At 71.5% G+C, this 15,134-nt stretch carries 16 protein-coding genes and 1 pseudogene; 12 read left to right on the top strand and 5 right to left on the bottom strand.

What is annotated here, in order from left to right; translation table 11 throughout:
• Nucleotides 1-211 precede the first annotated feature (211 nt).
• Nucleotides 212-460: a DciA family protein gene (locus tag ACZ3TI_RS39795; RefSeq protein ID WP_465735311.1), complete on the top strand. Its 249-nt coding sequence runs from the start codon at nucleotides 212-214 to the stop codon at nucleotides 458-460.
• Nucleotides 461-570: 110 nt separating this feature from the next.
• On the top strand, nucleotides 571-1,080 hold the full coding sequence (locus ACZ3TI_RS39790) for a hypothetical protein (protein ID WP_465735309.1): 510 nt from the start codon (nucleotides 571-573) through the stop codon (nucleotides 1,078-1,080).
• Nucleotides 1,081-1,138: 58 nt separating this feature from the next.
• On the opposite strand, the gene ACZ3TI_RS39785 is transcribed toward ACZ3TI_RS39790, so the two are convergent.
• Nucleotides 1,139-1,726 carry a restriction endonuclease gene (locus ACZ3TI_RS39785; RefSeq protein ID WP_465735307.1) on the bottom strand — a complete coding sequence of 196 codons (588 nt, stop codon included), beginning with the start codon at nucleotides 1,724-1,726 and terminating at the stop codon, nucleotides 1,139-1,141.
• A gap of 315 nt (nucleotides 1,727-2,041) precedes the next feature.
• Here ACZ3TI_RS39785 and ACZ3TI_RS39780 point away from each other — a divergent pair, with 315 nt between their 5' ends.
• From ACZ3TI_RS39780 to ACZ3TI_RS39770, 3 genes are all read left to right on the top strand, one after another.
• The gene (locus ACZ3TI_RS39780; RefSeq protein ID WP_465735305.1) at nucleotides 2,042-2,335 is read left to right on the top strand and encodes a transposase; all 294 of its coding nucleotides are present in this window, start codon (nucleotides 2,042-2,044) and stop codon (nucleotides 2,333-2,335) included.
• Nucleotides 2,336-3,172: 837 nt separating this feature from the next.
• The gene (locus tag ACZ3TI_RS39775) at nucleotides 3,173-4,702 is read left to right on the top strand and encodes a hypothetical protein (RefSeq protein ID WP_465735303.1); all 1,530 of its coding nucleotides are present in this window, start codon (nucleotides 3,173-3,175) and stop codon (nucleotides 4,700-4,702) included.
• A gap of 295 nt (nucleotides 4,703-4,997) precedes the next feature.
• Nucleotides 4,998-5,954, top strand: a complete 957-nt coding sequence (locus ACZ3TI_RS39770) for a poly-gamma-glutamate hydrolase family protein (protein WP_465735301.1) — start codon at nucleotides 4,998-5,000, stop codon at nucleotides 5,952-5,954.
• Nucleotides 5,955-6,426: 472 nt separating this feature from the next.
• Here ACZ3TI_RS39770 and ACZ3TI_RS39765 read toward each other — a convergent pair whose 3' ends face one another.
• Entirely contained in the window at nucleotides 6,427-7,032 is a 606-nt protein-coding gene (locus ACZ3TI_RS39765) for a 2'-5' RNA ligase family protein (RefSeq protein ID WP_465735299.1), read from the bottom strand.
• A gap of 191 nt (nucleotides 7,033-7,223) precedes the next feature.
• Here ACZ3TI_RS39765 and ACZ3TI_RS39760 point away from each other — a divergent pair, with 191 nt between their 5' ends.
• The gene (locus tag ACZ3TI_RS39760; protein ID WP_465735297.1) at nucleotides 7,224-7,670 is read left to right on the top strand and encodes a hypothetical protein; all 447 of its coding nucleotides are present in this window, start codon (nucleotides 7,224-7,226) and stop codon (nucleotides 7,668-7,670) included.
• Between the two features lie 41 nt (nucleotides 7,671-7,711).
• A complete protein-coding gene (locus tag ACZ3TI_RS39755; RefSeq protein WP_465735295.1) occupies nucleotides 7,712-8,323 on the top strand; it encodes a hypothetical protein in 612 nt (203 codons plus the stop codon).
• A gap of 194 nt (nucleotides 8,324-8,517) precedes the next feature.
• Here ACZ3TI_RS39755 and ACZ3TI_RS39750 read toward each other — a convergent pair whose 3' ends face one another.
• On the bottom strand, nucleotides 8,518-10,350 hold the full coding sequence (locus ACZ3TI_RS39750; protein WP_465735293.1) for a flavin monoamine oxidase family protein: 1,833 nt from the start codon (nucleotides 10,348-10,350) through the stop codon (nucleotides 8,518-8,520).
• Nucleotides 10,351-10,866: 516 nt separating this feature from the next.
• Between ACZ3TI_RS39750 and ACZ3TI_RS39745 the strand changes: the two genes are divergently transcribed.
• The 3 genes and pseudogenes from ACZ3TI_RS39745 to ACZ3TI_RS39735 all read left to right on the top strand — a co-directional run.
• Nucleotides 10,867-11,079: a hypothetical protein gene (locus ACZ3TI_RS39745; protein ID WP_465735291.1), complete on the top strand. Its 213-nt coding sequence runs from the start codon at nucleotides 10,867-10,869 to the stop codon at nucleotides 11,077-11,079.
• A 458-nt stretch (nucleotides 11,080-11,537) separates the two neighbouring features.
• Nucleotides 11,538-11,756, top strand: coding sequence for a hypothetical protein (locus ACZ3TI_RS39740; protein WP_465735313.1), 219 nt, complete (start codon nucleotides 11,538-11,540; stop codon nucleotides 11,754-11,756).
• A gap of 102 nt (nucleotides 11,757-11,858) precedes the next feature.
• Nucleotides 11,859-12,268: pseudogene (locus ACZ3TI_RS39735) on the top strand (MFS transporter); the annotation flags it as partial.
• A 137-nt stretch (nucleotides 12,269-12,405) separates the two neighbouring features.
• On the opposite strand, the gene ACZ3TI_RS39730 reads toward ACZ3TI_RS39735, so the two are convergent.
• Both ACZ3TI_RS39730 and ACZ3TI_RS39725 read right to left on the bottom strand, forming a co-directional pair.
• Nucleotides 12,406-12,645: a hypothetical protein gene (locus ACZ3TI_RS39730; RefSeq protein WP_465735315.1), complete on the bottom strand. Its 240-nt coding sequence runs from the start codon at nucleotides 12,643-12,645 to the stop codon at nucleotides 12,406-12,408.
• 110 nt (nucleotides 12,646-12,755) lie between these two features.
• The gene (locus ACZ3TI_RS39725) at nucleotides 12,756-13,160 is read right to left on the bottom strand and encodes a peptidase inhibitor family I36 protein (protein ID WP_465735178.1); all 405 of its coding nucleotides are present in this window, start codon (nucleotides 13,158-13,160) and stop codon (nucleotides 12,756-12,758) included.
• Between the two features lie 269 nt (nucleotides 13,161-13,429).
• Between ACZ3TI_RS39725 and ACZ3TI_RS39720 the strand changes: the two genes are divergently transcribed.
• Both ACZ3TI_RS39720 and ACZ3TI_RS39715 read left to right on the top strand, forming a co-directional pair.
• On the top strand, nucleotides 13,430-13,624 hold the full coding sequence (locus ACZ3TI_RS39720) for a hypothetical protein (protein ID WP_465735289.1): 195 nt from the start codon (nucleotides 13,430-13,432) through the stop codon (nucleotides 13,622-13,624).
• Between the two features lie 85 nt (nucleotides 13,625-13,709).
• Complete coding sequence (locus tag ACZ3TI_RS39715; RefSeq protein WP_465735288.1) at nucleotides 13,710-14,783, top strand: HEAT repeat domain-containing protein; 1,074 nt, start codon at nucleotides 13,710-13,712, stop codon at nucleotides 14,781-14,783.
• Nucleotides 14,784-15,134: the final 351 nt, after the last annotated feature.

The raw sequence follows: 15,134 nt of genomic DNA, 5'->3' as shown, positions 1-15,134 counted from the left end.
ACGATCGCTCGCGACCTCATCCTCTGGTTGGCCGCCCGAGACTTCCCCGGGCGGCCAACCAGGAACACCTTCAACGCCTTCTAAAACACGGCCTAACCGGCCCGAGGCGTTGGGGTGGGGGTGCCGTGTCCGGGGGCGCATTGGCGCTGACGGTCCCGGCTCTGGTACGCAGAACATTGGCGCCCTGGGCCGAGGAAGATCGGAGAACAGCATGAGTCTGCACACACCCGAGTGGTTCGCCCCGTTGGACCGCTGGTGGCTCTCCGCTGCCGGCCAGGACGTCGCCCGGAACGTCACCCCGCTCGGCCTGGACGGACAGGGCCGACTCCACCTCGCCTGCTCCACCCAGGCCTGGCAGACCCAGATCCGCCTCCTGGAGCAGCCGCTCACGATCCGGGTGAATCGGTGCACGCCCCAGGCGGTCGCCGGGATCGTCGCCCAAGTCGCCGGGCAGCCCTGACGGGCGCAACGACAACCCCGGCACCGAACGGACCCGCGAGTCTCCCCGCGGACGGGGTCCCAGCAGCCGGCGGCTAGCATGACCTGCCCGGCCAACCGAAGGACTGAGCGATGCGGCCCGAACACTGCCCCTTCCAGCGCCGCGAGGACACCTGCCTGCCGGTTGCCCGACTGCTCGCCGAAGCCGGCTTCCTCGACCTGACTCCGAACACGCCGGCCCACCTCCCCCCTCCGCGACCGGCCCCAGCCGACGTACCGCTCCGCCGCGACACTCTCGCCCTGATCGCGCACAGCATCAACACCTGGGGCCGCAGCGCCGTCGACCCCACGCTCCCGACGGTCCAAGCCGAGCCAGGCGACGAGCGCACCCTGCGATACAGCCTGCAGGCGCTTTGGGAGACGGCCACCGAGACCGCCCGCCGCCAGATCGTCGCCATGGACTCCACGGCCCCGGCATGGCTGCGCGTCAGCGGCACGCTGCAGGAAGCCCAGAACGCCGCGCGCCGCACCACCTCCGGCGACGCGGCGAACGACACCCTGTGGTGGTACATCGCGCTGCTGCACCTGGACCGCGCCCACGCCCTCTGGAAGGACAGCATCGGCCCTGCGCTCCGGCAGTAGAACCGCGGCGGCCTCGGCTGGATTCGGGGAGCGATCAACTTCAGGGGTGGGGGGCGATTCAGCTGGCCGGCCCGAGTTTGCGGTTGGTGCCGGAGCGGGCGATGTCCAGCTCGAGGAGCGATGACAGGGGGGTGCCGTTGTTCCAGAAGCCGAGCAGGTCGACATCGAGGAGGGTGATCTGCTGCCCGGCGGCGAAGGTGCGGGCCGGCCTCGTGAAGACGCAGGACGCGACGAACAGCGGCACGTCCGCGCCGTGGTGGAGGCGGGCAGTGCCGTTGAACTTCTGGACCTCGCCGCTGCCGACCGTTCGATGTGCTGCGTAGCGTTTGCACTGGACGACGAGGCGGCGGCCGTCGGGCAGGATGGCGGTGACGTCGGCGCCCAGGTCGCCGGCGCCACCGACGCGCTGGACGCCCGTGCAGCCGTCGCGCCGGCACAGCGCGGCGACGTGCTCCTCGAACTGGCGGTCGTCCATGGCCCAGATGGCGTCCATGGACCGGCGCCCGGCCAGGCGGGCGTCCTCGGCGAGGCGGACCTGCTCAGCGGCGGACTCCCGGCGTCCGGCCCGCACCAGGGTGACGACGAGTGCCACCGCGGCCATCGTTGCCAGCACGATCACCAGCACCACCATGTTGGTCCCCCTCATCGGCCCGCTGTTCGCCGCTCTTCTTGCTGCCCACCCGGTGGGACGTTCACGCGGGCCACCGCACCGGTGCCATCGGGCCGTGGCGGCCTGTCAGTGACCGCTGCGGGTGGCTGCTCAGTCCGGGAAGAGTTGGGCCGTTGTCCCGCAAGCGGGCTGCTCTTGGTGGCACGATGAAGCGTCCATGCAGGTCGGACCGTTGGGGGTCGGTGTTGGCGGCGGACAAGCGGCGGATCCAGACGGCGGTGCTGGGCGGGGCGAACTCGGAGGAGCCGCTGATCCTGCCGCTCGAGGCGATCGATCCTGGCCCGCGTCCCGGTGCTGGCCACCACCGCCGAGCACGTCAGGGCCTTCGCCGAGCTGATGAACGACCGCCGAGGACGAGAGCTCAAGGACTGGATCGCACACGTCCAGCAGGACCAGGTCCCGGCCCTTCGCAGCTTCGCCAACGGTCTCCTGCAGGACCTCGATGCGGTCGTTGCCGGCCTGACCCTGAGCTACGGCTCCGGCGCGGTCGAGGGCCACAACAACAAGATCAAGATGATCAAGCGCCAGATGTTCGGCCGCGCCGGCTTCGACCTCCTGCGCAAACGCGTCCTCCTCGCGGCATGAGGCTGCCGGTCGTGGCGGCGTGGACGGTGACGCGGTCGGCGCGGATGGTCAGGGTGTTGACCGAGACATAGGCGGTGTGGTGGAGCCAGAGGTCTTGGAGGAGATCGTCAGCCACGATCGTTCATGATCGCGGTTTCGGTGACGCTCCGTGGCTCCAGCACGGAAATTGATCCAGAACCAGTTTTCACCCGACACCGGCACGGTGCTGGCGTGGTGGGTGCGCCGCTTCGGTCAGGTCCACAGCTGGCCGGCCACCGCCTCCCGGCCCCGGAATCCCCGGCCACGCCGCTGAAGCCGCGCGGACGGGTGCGCTGCGAGTTCGCCTCTGCGGGGAGCCGGGCGGGTCGCGCCCGCACGGCTCCCCGCTTTATTTGTGCGCGGGGCATCGAGCCGGCGTGCTCAGGAACCCGATCTCGTACGGGGCCGGGCCCGGCTGGCTGCTGAGGCAGCGGGAGCCGCGCGGTTGCTACTCGGTGAAGCGGGCCTGGCGGCGCGGGTCGCTGGAGGCGTCTCGGGTGCGCCACCTGCGCGCCGTCGCTGGGCATCGGTCCAGGCCTGGAGGACCGCGCGGCGGTCTGCGCTGTCCTGGGGGAAGAGCGTGGTCGCCAGCCCGAGCAGGGTCGTGCAGATGATGGCGAGGACGGCGCACCACCAGGGAGCCCACGTCAGGAGCGGAACGGCTCCGACGGCCTGAAGCAGGGCGGGCGGTCGCGAGGCCTGGCGCCGCCGACGCCTCGGTGTTCTCTGAGTCATGGTCAACACCGAACCGGACAAGGCGAGTTGCGGAAAGGGGCAAGAGTTGTCAAAGCTTGGCCAACCTGAATTCTGGGAGTGGCCGTGCGGCAGAACGATCCTGGCAGCAGTGTGTCCGAGGCGGACCTCGCCCTGGCGGCGGCGCTCAAGCGCTGGTCCGGGCGGCTCAGGGAGGCCGGGCTGCTGCAGAAGGACCAGGCCCACCAGCTCGGCTGGTCGGAGGAGAAGTACAGCAAGTTCCTCAACGCCAGACTGCGGATCACCGCTCCCCGGCAGATGGTGCCCGGGTTCCTCGCGATGGTCGCCGAGCGGCTGGGCGGCGAGGCGCGGGCCGAGGCGCAGGCGGAGTTGGAGGGGCTGACGCGGGCCGCCCATGCCGCGCGGCCGCTGGCGTGGGTGGCGGAGGAACTGGCGCAGCTGCGGAGCGAGATCGCCCAGGTCCGGGACGACCGCGCCGCTGCTGAGGTGCATCGGCGGCTGGCTGCGGCGGCCGAGGCCTTGGCGTGGACCGAGGCAACGCTTTCGGAGCACGGGGAGCAGCTCGCGGAGGACCAGTGGGAGCTGGGGGCGCTGCGGTGGGAGGTGGCCGAGCTGCGGGCGCGGGCGGCGAGCGCCGTCACCGTCCGGTACCGGGCCGGCCGGGACGTGAATGCGCCGGTCACCTACTACAACGGAGCGGGCAGCGGCCCCGGGCGCCGGATCACGCCCGCCCGCGCCGCCGGGGGCACCGTGCTCGCGCTGGCGCTCGCGGCGGCCGTGGTGGTGGGCCAGCACTGGTACAGCGGCCGGACGGCGGTGGGGGACGCGGCGGTCCAGCGGCAGGCGGAGAAGTCCGTCGACCAACGGACCGTCCCGTTCCAGGTGCTGGTGGACGGCCCGGACCTCCGTCGCCACAGTGTGTGGACCTTCGTGCTGGACCGGCCGCTCACCCGGGCGCAGCAGGCGGGACTCGCACGGTTCAAGCCGGAGGACGTCGCCGGGGTGCGGGCCTACTTGGAGCCGCTGGGCGCCCGGCTGCTGCCCGAGGGCGACCCGCCCCTGGTCACGGCCGACACCCGGGACCCGGCCCTGAAGGCGATCGAACAGCAGGAGAAGCAGGGCATGGTGGGGGGTGACACCTACCGGCTGCACTTCACCAGCGACCGCTCCTCCTCCGTGACCATCGAGGGCATCGGCATAACCGACGTCTCCTGCAGACCCAGCTCGGCCGTCAGCTCCGTGCACGCCCCGTCGGCGGGCCAGGGCAGCGTGCCGAACGTCTTCCTGTCACTGGCCGTACCGCCCGGCACCCCCGCCGTGGAGCTGGACGACCACGGGGGCGCGGTCAACACGGACTACTTCGCCCACCACAAGCTCGACCTCGGTCAGGCCACCACGCCCGGCGACATCGCCGTCCAGGTCGGCGGTGTCGCCGGACAGATCTGCTCCTGGGCCTTTCAGGTCGACTACCTGACTCCCGAGGGCAAGTTCACCGCGAAGGTGGACGACCGGGGCAAGCCGTTCACGGTCGAGGCCCTGCCGGCCCACCTGGCGCAGCGGACCGTGTACGACCTGGGTGGGGCGACCGATCCGGCTCACTGGGCGGACTGCGCCGCTGAGCCCACCAAGTGCTGACCGAACGGCTGGGCCTGGGTGGCTCGGCCCGGCCGGCTCGGCGCGTCGACCACCGAGGCACTGGGCCGGCCCGGCGGGTGCGCCCGTGAAGCCGTACACCAGGCCGGCGGCAAGGCATGCGAGGAACGGCCGGCTGAGCCTCCGCGTCAGCGACCCGGGCGGTGGTGCCGGAGGAGGTTCGGGCACCACCGCCGACGGTGCGGCCAGTTCGAACGGGGAGGATCTGACGCCGTTCCGGCGGATCAGGGGCACCCCGGCCTGACGTTCCGTCATGCGGTCGGTCATGATCGTCAACATGACCACTTCACGACGCGCAGTCCTGACCACCCTCGCGGCGGCCGCAGTCGGCGTCCCGTTCCTCACCGAGCTGGCGGGCGGCGGCAGCAGCGCCTCCGCCGCCACCGGCGACGGGGGCGACAAGTACGGCTCCAACACCGAGTTGTACGCGAGCGGCGTCTACCTGGAGGGTGAGCACTGGGTGCGCCGCTTCGGGCGGGCCGAACCCTTCGACAACTACCGCGACTTCACCCCCGCCCTCCCCCTCACCGCCGTGATCGCCCCGCACGGCGGTGCGATCGAGGCCGGTACGAGCGAGCTCTGCATGACGATCGCCGGCTACAGCATGGCCGCGGCGACGGTCCGGGACCCGGCGAAGCCCCCGACCGGGCTGACGCCGCTCGGCGGTGGCATTCCGGCGCGCGACTACTGGATGTTCGAGGCGCTGGTGAGTGCCCCGAACAACGAGATGCACGTGACCTCGACGCACTGCGACGACCCGATCGCGCTGTCCGTCGTCGGAGGCGCCAAGTATGCGGTTTCCCTGCACGGTTACGACCCGTTCGACGGCTCCCCGCACACCACCGCACCACTGCGTAAGGTCCTCATCGGCGGCGCCGACGCGCGGCTGAAGCAGAACCTGTACGGCGCCCTCACCAGGACCTTCACCGACTCCGCCCGGCGCGTCGTGGTGGAGATCGCGGGCGGTAGCTCCGCGATCAACGGCGACGACGCCGCGAACATCGTCAACCGCACCTACAGCGGCGGCGGCGCCCAGTTGGAGCTCTCCACCGACCTGCGCGCGGCGATGTTCGGCAAGTTCGACTCGGCCAGCGGCCGCCGGGACACGGCGGGCGCGGGCGTCGACCAGGCCTACTACTGGAACGGCTTCGTCAACTCCGTACGAACCGCCATCGACCGCCACGAGCGCGGCCTGACCTGGCTCCCGGCCGGCCCGGACCCGATGGCCGAATAGCCCTCCGGCCCGCCACCGCGCCACCGCGCCACCGCTCGACCGCTCGACCGCTCGACCGCCCCAAGCTCGAAGGGGCCGTCTGCGACCGGCTGGCCATCGGGCTCGTCCGCGCCTGGGTCGCCGAGGCCGTCCGAGAGCACCTGACCGCCTGGCTGCGCGCCTGACCCGGCCCCAGACGACGGCCGTTCTCGCCCGGATCTCGAAGGCCCGCCGACGCTGCCGGACCCAGCCGCTGACCGCCGCAGTTCTCGGGTCAGCGCGTGGCTCGGTGGCACAGGGCCGCGGATGGTCACGTCAAGGTCCCCGCCCCGGGACCTTAATGAGGTGTCCGTCCAGGTCGGCGGGCTTGTACACCAGCCCGAGCCCGCCGAGCAAGATGCCGCCCGAAATCGGTCGCGGGGCCGCCGCCGCGAGGACCGGTCCGGCCCCGCAGGCAACCGCCGTCCACCACGGAGGCAATGCGGCGCCGGCGTCACGCGGGCCCGAGGTCCGGCAGCCGTGGCAGCGGCCGGACCTCGTCCGTGCCCAGCTCGACCGTGAACCGGGCCCGCATCGGACCGTCGCCCCGGCGGGAGAGGAGGGTGAGTTCGGTGACCCGTGCCGAGGTGGTGCCCAGGCGGGCGGCCAGCTGGGGCGCGAGCCGACGCAGGTCCCGGGTCCGCCCCAAGGACAGGTGGGGCGTGAAGTCGTCCGCCCGACCCCGGCAGCGGGGGAAGCGCTCCACCAGCGAACCGTGCAGCGCCCACCACGGGCCGGGGCCGCCACCAGCCGGGTCGAGCCAGACCGTGGCGTCGTGGCGGTGGGAGAAGTGACGCACCCCGTGCAGACGCGCGGTGAACGGGGCGTGCTCGGCCGCGGCGGCGCCCAGCAGCGGGAGCGCGGGCCCGAAGTCCGACTCCGGGACGAAGCCGAACAGCACGTTGACGTGCGGCGGCCATCGGCGGATCTGCGGATCGTGCTCCGCCCTGATCCGCTGGACGGCCCGCCACAGTTCCGCCGGCGGCAACCAGGCAAGCGCCGTCTGGGGTGTCGGTCCGACGTCCAGGACGCCCGGAACGTCGATCGGGTGTCCGTCCACCCCTCCATGGTGAGGGGTCGGGAAGGCCCTTTCCGTGGAGGCGGCCGCGTGGTCGTCGTGGGGTCTCGGCGATCGCACGATTCTTGGGGGGGTGTCGAGCGCGTCGGTGCGGACTCCACCGTCCCGACCCAGCCCGGCGCGGTCCCGCCGCGCACGAACGCGCTGTCGGCTCGCCGCGAAAGGATGCCAGTATGACGATCACACCCAGGTTGGTGGCCAAGTACCCGATCCCTGACCGGGACGGCGCCCGGACCATCCTCGACCCCACCGGCCCCGTTCCCCGTCTGGAGGTCTGCAGCGCCGGGTCGCTGCGCATCTACGAACTCAAGGAACAGGCGGAGCTGGCAGCCGAGTACCCGGCTCCGTCACCCAACCGGTGGCCGCGGGAGTGGGTGGCTCCCGACCTGTCGTTCGCCGTCTTCGGCACCGCGACGGAATATGTCGCGGTCGCCCCGGACGGCACGAGGTTGTGGGAACAGCCGTACGGCACGTGGGACGTCCGCCGCTGGGGTCACCTCGAATTCTCGACGACCGGCGCCGCACCCCGCCCCGCCGCCGGCGGCTCCTCGGCGGACGACGCCGATCAGGAGCTCCGGATCTGGTTGCGACTCCCCTCCGGACTGCCCGACAGCCCCTGATCCTCACCCTGGACGCCGAGGGGACGGTACTGGCACGGAGCATGCTCCCGTGCGGCGGCTACGAGCGGTTCGTCAGCCTGCTCTGGGACGAGAACGACGAGATCTCCGGCGTGACGGTGTCCGGAGGACGGACGGCGGCCACGCACTACGAGGCCCGGTGGAAGTCCGGTGCCATCGTGCTGGGCGGGCAGTTGCCGCAGAGCCGGGGTGCCCTGCTCCTGAACGAGCGCGAGTACCCGGGCACGGACTCAAGGAACGCCCGCTGCATGACCGTCGACCGAAGGGGACGGGACGTCAGCTGGCACAGCCTTCCCACGTACCAGGTCACCGCCTCGCTCAGCCTGAGCGACTTCCCGGCCCCCGGCACCGGCGACTGCTCGGTGCACGACGACCCGCGCATCTCTTCCTCCAGCGGGTTCGTGGACGACGGCACGGCGATGGTGACGCTCTACAACTCGTACGACGAGGCGGCGGTGTACGTGTTCGGCAGGGACCGCTGGAGGGAGCGCAGCCACTGGCTCGCCGACCCCGCCACCGGCGCCCTGCACGGCCGTATCGACTACCCGATGGCCGAGGTCGACCACGTGATGCCAGTCGGCGACGGTACTTGGATCACCGAGGAATGGGACGCCTTCTACCGCTGGCGGCGCTGAGCTCGTCGACACCGGCCCGCAGCAACGAGCTCCCGGAACGCCTCGGCTGCACCGGGCCCGCGGGACGGTATTGCCCGCGGCCCTGGGCGCGGCGCCACCGCGGACTGCCAGGACGACCGCGGTCCGGGCCGTCCTCGGCGTCGTCCGGGCCGCCACCGTGCGGCGCAGTGGCCCCGGCGGCGGCCCGCTCGCGCTCAGCGGTGGTGGACCTCCAGGAAGGTGCGGACCGCCGACTCGAGGGCGCCCTCGATCCAGGCCGGCTTGAGGCTGGTGTGCTCGCCGGCGAAGTGGACGCGGCCCTCCGGGGTCCGGGTGGCCGGGTGGAGCTCGTGCAGCTGGCCGGGGGTGACGATGGCGGCCTCGCCGAGGGCGTACCGGGCGCGTGCCCAGGACTGGGTGGCGCCGACTCCGGTGAACTCCCGCCGCACGCGCGGTCCCAGGAGCCGCTCCAGGTCGTCGAGGGCGAAGGCGTATCGCTCGCCCGGGGTGAGCGAGTCCCAGCGCGCCGCGTCGTCCGACCAGGTGTACGAGGCCAGTACCACGCCCCCCGCGGAGCCTTCCGGGGCGTGCGAGGGGAAATAGGTGAAGCGGCTGGGGCTGTCGCTGACGCAGCCGCCGCCGGTGAAGCCGTCCGGGCCTTCCTCCCAGAACCGGTGGTGGAACTCGAGCAGGACCTTGGTGGCCGAGTCGTAGTGCAGCTCCGCGACGGCCCGGCGCTTGGGGTAGGACATCAGGGGCTCGATCCGGCAGAACCGCAGCGCGCTGAACGGGATGGTGACGATCGCGTAGTCGCCGTCGAAGGTCTCGGTGGGAGCGACGGGAGCGCCGTCGCAGGACTCCTCGTCACCGCTCTCCGCGACCGTCTCGATGGTGACCTTGCCGGCGCCCTGCACCAGGCGGGTCATCCTGCGACCGAGGCGCAGGTCGTCCCGGAGCGGGGCGGCGAGCGCGTCGGTGAGCACGGCGGTGCCGCCCTCCAGTTCCCAGTAGCGGTTGGTGGGGCTGATCACCGCGTGGTCGATCAGGGTGGGGATCAGCGAGTAGTGCAGCCGGGAGGTGAGGTTCTCCAGGGTGCCGGCGGCCTGGACGGACGCCGGGTCCCAGCCGGCTTCCTCACGCAGGAAGCGGCGGGTGGAGTGGTAGCCGTAGGTGGAGAAGATGTGGGTCCAGGCGTCCAGCCGTTGGCGGATGTCGTCGTCCCGGACCGAGACCCGCTCGAAGGTCTTGTCGAGGGCACTGGCGGTGGTGGAGTCGAACCGGGCGCCGAAGGAGCGGTTGACCGCGGCCGGCGACTGGGCGTACGCGGCACGGGTGGTCCGGGTGCCGTTGACGTGGATCAGACTGCGGAAGCACGCCGCGGGCGGGGTGAACGTCCGGGCCGGGCCGTTGCTCCAGGTCTCCCCGGTGAACGAGCGGTACTTCACCGGCGGAACGGCACCGGTCGGGCCGGAGCCCGGCGCGACGTCGGCGTTGTAGAACAGCCGCCGCTTCAGACCGAGCTTGTCGGCGAGCGCCAGGACGAGCGGGTGGAAGTCGGGCAGGCGCATGGCGCCGGCCTCGGCGTGCAGCCGGGGATCGGCGAAGATGCCGCGGAGGGTCTTGATCCGTCCACCGACCCGGTTGGCGTTGGCCTCGATGACGGTCACCTCGTGACCGGCTTGCTTGAGCAGCGTCGCAATGGTCAACCCGGCGACGCCTGCACCCACCACCAGCACTCGCTTCCGGTCCGTGCGGGGCGGCAGTTGGCCGTCGATCAGGATGCGCAGGTATTCGAGGGTCAGGTCGGTCTGCTCGTCCGCACCGACCATGAGCATCTCGCGGGCCAGCGCACGGCTGACCGCCTCGTCGGCCACTGGGCCGACGCTCGGCGCGTACGCGGGCACCGGGGCCCCTGCGGCCCGGGTGCCGAGGCCGACCGCGCCGACCGCGGCCCCCGCGGCCGACCCGAGGAGGGCGCGCCTCCCCAGTCTGGGTTGCCCAAGGACGGCGCTCGACTCGCCGGACCGGTTCGCAACGGGCTGACTCATGTTCTCTCCTGACAAAGACAGTTGGGACACCGTCCAAGCAACGTCCAACCACCGCACGCCGCAACGCCGACCCCGCGAAGATCACCCGCACCGGTCACCTGATCCTGCAGGGGAAGCCGGGGGCGGTCGCCCCCAGCTCCCGCCGGCGCCTCCCGGCACTGCCCGTCCATTCGCCGACAAACCGTCAGGGCATGGCCTGCGGAGGGAGTTTCTTTCACCCATCCCCCTCGCGCCGCGCTGTGGACAAGCATCACGGGGGCGCCTATGGCGGCACTCTCATCGGCCGAAGATCATTTCGGCCCGGTGCCAGCCGCGGCCGCTGGGCGAAACAGATGCGTTTTCGCGTACTCGGCGAGCCGGGGGTCGAGGACGGCACCGGGGAGCGCACCGTCCGGGGTGTCCGGCTCCGCTCGCTCCCGGCCGTCCTGCTCCTGCACCCGAACCAGCCACTCGCCACGGACCGGCTCCAGGACGCCCCTGCGGGGAGAGGAACTGCCCGAGTCCGGCGCTGCGGCAGTGCACGACCTGGTGGGCCGGCTTCGCCGCGTGCTGTCCGACGGCGACGGGGACCGGCTCGCGGCCACGCCGCTGGGCTACCGGCTGCGAGTCGCCGACGACGAACTCGACATTCGACCGGCAACCTTCTCCCATTGGCAGCACCAGCGCGCACGTGGCCGGGCAGGCGCGGCGATGCCGTGGCACCGGGATGCGGAGCGGATACCGCCCTGACCGTCGAGGAGACGGCCAGCGCGTGACAGGAACTGCCGGTCGGACCCAAGCCGCCCGTTCCCACCGCCCCCCTTCAGGGCATCACAACTCGTTGGGGCGGAGCGCCCGCACCTCCCACCACGGATCGTCCGGAGCGGAGATGACCCGGCCGGCTGCACCTGCGGATCCTGCAGCTTCGAATACCTCAACGCCGGACGCTGAACCTGGGCCGGGCAGCAGAGGGTCCCACGCTGCCGCGGACGTGCCGTCGCAGCGTGGGACGCGGGCCTCACGCGGCGACGGCTCCTACCCAGGGGATGCGGATCACCCAGGGCATGCCGTTGTCTTGTCCGCTGGGGCGGCCGGGCCTGCGCTCGGGTGACTCCCGCCTCCACTCCCCGCATTGCGCCTGTCCCCTGGAATATCCACCGATGACCATGTGTCACGTGAACACGAACCCCGTTCCCGGGAAGGCCCCTATGCCCGCTGACGACGAGCTCCACCGCTTCCTCGCCGCCCTCAGCCCCGCAAGCCTCGAAAAGGTGCAGGCGCAGCCACGCGAGCGGCAGGAGCAACTGGCCGCGGCCTGGGAGGCCGAACTCAGCGAGGACACGGATCTGGACACGCTCGATGAGCTGTCGCCTGACGCGGCCGCGAACGAGGCGGCCGAGCGGGTGGTACGGGACTTCTTCGATTGACGTCCTCTCCCGGCTGACGCCGGGAGATTCCAGCGTCGCGCGGGTGCGCATTGTTGGTGGTTGACGCTTCGTCGCCATCGTTGAGAGGGCTCAGCAGCCCTGATACCGCCCGTCCGGCGGCGTGTTCGATGTCGCGGCGGCGCTGGTGTCCGCGTTGGCGGTGGGTTCGAACGGCTGTGGACCGCGCAGACGATCTCCTCGCTCGGTGACGGGGTGTCGCATGTCGCGCTGCCGCTGCTCGCCTTGACGTTGACGCGGGATCCGATGGCGCTCGCCGTCGTCACGGCCGCCGGAACGCTGCCGTGGCTGCTCTTCGGGGTGCTCGGCGGTGCACTGGTGGACCGCTGGGACCGTCGGCGCACGATGTGGGTCACGGACGCGGCACGTGCGGTACTGCTCGCGATACCGGCGGCAGCGGCCGCGCTCGACGTGCTGAGCATTCCCTGCTCGCGGCCCTCGCCTTCCTCCTCGGCCTCGGCGGACTCTTCTTCGACACGGCCGCCACGGCCTACGGGGTGGTCGGGACGGGCGAGCGGGGCGCGTCACGGAGGGTAGATCCCGCTTCTGCGTGCGAGCCTACCGTCCGGGCCGGGGCTCACTCTCCGTGGCTTGTCCCAGGCTCTCCCGTTTCGCGGACGCCCCGGAAACTTCAGCTGACCGAGCGGCTGCGCACCGCGATCGAGGACGTCCGGACCGCCGTCCTGGTCCTGGCCCGCCGGATCCGCGCCGCCCACCAGGCAAAGGTGTGGACCTCGGCGTACGCGCTCGCCGAGTTCGACATCGGCCGCTCGACCGCGTACCGGCTGCTCGAGCTGGCCGCCGTCGCCGAGGCGATCGAGGACACCGTGCAGCACGAGCTCGGGATGGGGAGCAGAACTTCCCGCTCCACGACGCGCTCCGCCCGCTCCGGGCCCGACCACCGCTCCACGGTCCTGGTCCAACTACACACCTCGCAGAGCCGAGGTCCTCCTCGCACCGGCTTGCCCGGTTGCCGCCCGGCTAGGCACCGCAGGGCGTGTCGTTGATCTTCAACGAGTGCGTGACGTCGTTGAGCTGGTACGAGCGCAGGTCGTGGATCGAGCCGCCGTCACTTCCCACACACACGTGCCGGCCGAAGTAATTGTCCTTCTGATAGACCCGCGCCGTCCGGCCCGAGTTGTTGATCACCGAGCTTCCCGCCCCCCGGATGTAGTCCGGCAGATGCCGAACACTCCCGTCGACGGCCCGCTTGACGTACGGCTGCCCCACGAAGTCGATCTCCGGGTAGATACACACGAACCCACGCGGGCACGCGATCTTGTCCCGGTGCTGCGCCGGCACGGCCTCAGCAGGCGCGGCACCGGCCAGCACCGTGGCAAGGACCACGGCCCCACTGGCAAACCCCAACGACGTACGGACACGCATGCTCCGCATGTGATTTCCCTTCGGTAGTCCTCGTGCGGCTCGGCGGTGGCCTGGTGCCAAGCGTCGCTGTGCGGCAGGCGAGGCAGAGTAGGAACGGCCTCGAATGACCTGTCCAGCCGAATCGTTTCGGCATGCGGCCGGGGTTCGGGATTCACACGAAGGAGTTATCCGAGGGGCGCTCCCTTTCGAAGACAACACCAGCCGCACCGGCCTGACACCGGTGGAGCGATGGGTGCGGAATCGGCCGGACCGGTCGGTGCTCGGCGGCAATGTGCCCGGCCACTCCCCAGGGGCCGTCCGGGAGCGGTGCGGTCCAGCCGACCGATGGTCCGCTCATCACCCTCGCCGCCGACCTGCCGCCGTCCGTCCTCAGCTCCCTCCTCGGCATCAGCCTCACCAGCGCCCTGCAATGGACCCGCCGCGCCGGCCGCGACTGGAACACCTACCTGGCCAGCCGCAGCTGACCGCTGAACCGAGTTCGTCGACACGGATGTCGGTCTGTTCGTGCATGATCGGCTCTGATCGGACTCAGCGGTGGGATGGTGCGACGTGGGCGACTGGGGGACCGATCCGTCCTTCGCGATGTGCCGGGCGTTGGTGGACGGGGCGGAGCTGGCCTCGTTCGTCGGCGGTCCTTTCGACGTGCGCGCTGTGGTGGCCGCCATCCGGCCCGAGACCAAGGACGGTTTCCTGCTCGACGAGATCCCTTGGGAGCACTTCCCGCAGGGAGACCGTGTCAGAGAGGCCGTCGACCTGCTGCATACCGGCGCGCTCCTTCGCACGGGCACAGGCGTTGTGGACGGCATGTGCGCCAACGACACGAGGGCCGCCGCCGCGCTCGCCGTACCGTTCCTGGCCCGGATCGCTGCCGACACCCGCCACGCCCACCGCGTCGACGCGCTCGCCGAACTCTCCTCCCCGGCCCGAGCACGGTACTTCGGCGTCGCCTCCCGCGAGGAACTGCTGCTCCACCGTGCCGACACCCACGACGACGGCCTCTACGACGACTACGGGGTCGAGGTGACCGGCTACCCCGCGGGGTGGTCGGTCACCGCCGCCCGATCCGCGATCACCGCCGACACGGCCCTCCTGGAGCCCCTTCTCGACGACCCCGACCCGACGGTCCGCATCCACGCCGCTTACGCACTGGCCACCGCCGCCGACCCCGACCAGGCCGTCCGCTCGGCTCTTCGCACCCGGTTCGCCGTCGAGCAGGACCCGGTCGTCCGTGCCGCCTTGGTCCTCGCCATCGCCGAGACCACCCGCGCCCACCCCGATGTGCTGACCGCCACGTGGATGAGCGATCGGCTGCGGGACCGGAAGCAGGCGCCCGAAGTCCGGCTGGCCGCCGCGATCAGCTGGCTCTGCCTCACCGACGAACCGGCTCCCGAGGACTTGCGCGTCGCCGTCGACGACCTCGCCACCGACAAGCGCGGCCACGCCATGGAAGCCCTGCCCTGGATGGCTGCCGTCGGCCGATCCGGCGAGACGGGGCTGCGGCGCTGTGTCCGAGAGATGCTTCACCCCGAAAGGCCTGACCCGGCGGGGTATGACGACCCGTGGGCGGCATCCGACCGAAACTTCACCAGGGCCGGGGCGGGAGGCTCACCAGAGGGCCGGTGAAACTCCCTAGTGCAGGTCACAGCGGCCAGGCCAGGTGCAACACAGGGTGCAACCCGCTGCCCCGCGGGCCCGGATCGCCGGGGGTTTTCGCAGGTCAGCGATGCAACGCGGCGGCCGGGCGGGCCGGCGCGTTGCGGTCGTGTTGCACCTGCCAGCCGACCATGACCTGTGACAGCAAACCTGGACCGTGTGTCACTGGAGACGATGCTGGTCCAGAGCCTATGGTGCCACTCGTGGGCATCGAGAGCGGGCTCAGTGAGTGGTGTGCATCGTGAAGTGGCAGGTCACGGGCCTGGTGTGATTCCGTGCCCCGGTGCTCGTGCTGGTCACGCGCGGCAGTCTGCCGTGTAG

The organism is Kitasatospora sp. NPDC023120, assembly GCF_055560835.1.
Note: the sequence above shows the minus strand (reverse complement) of the source record. Positions and strands in the feature narration are given on the sequence as shown.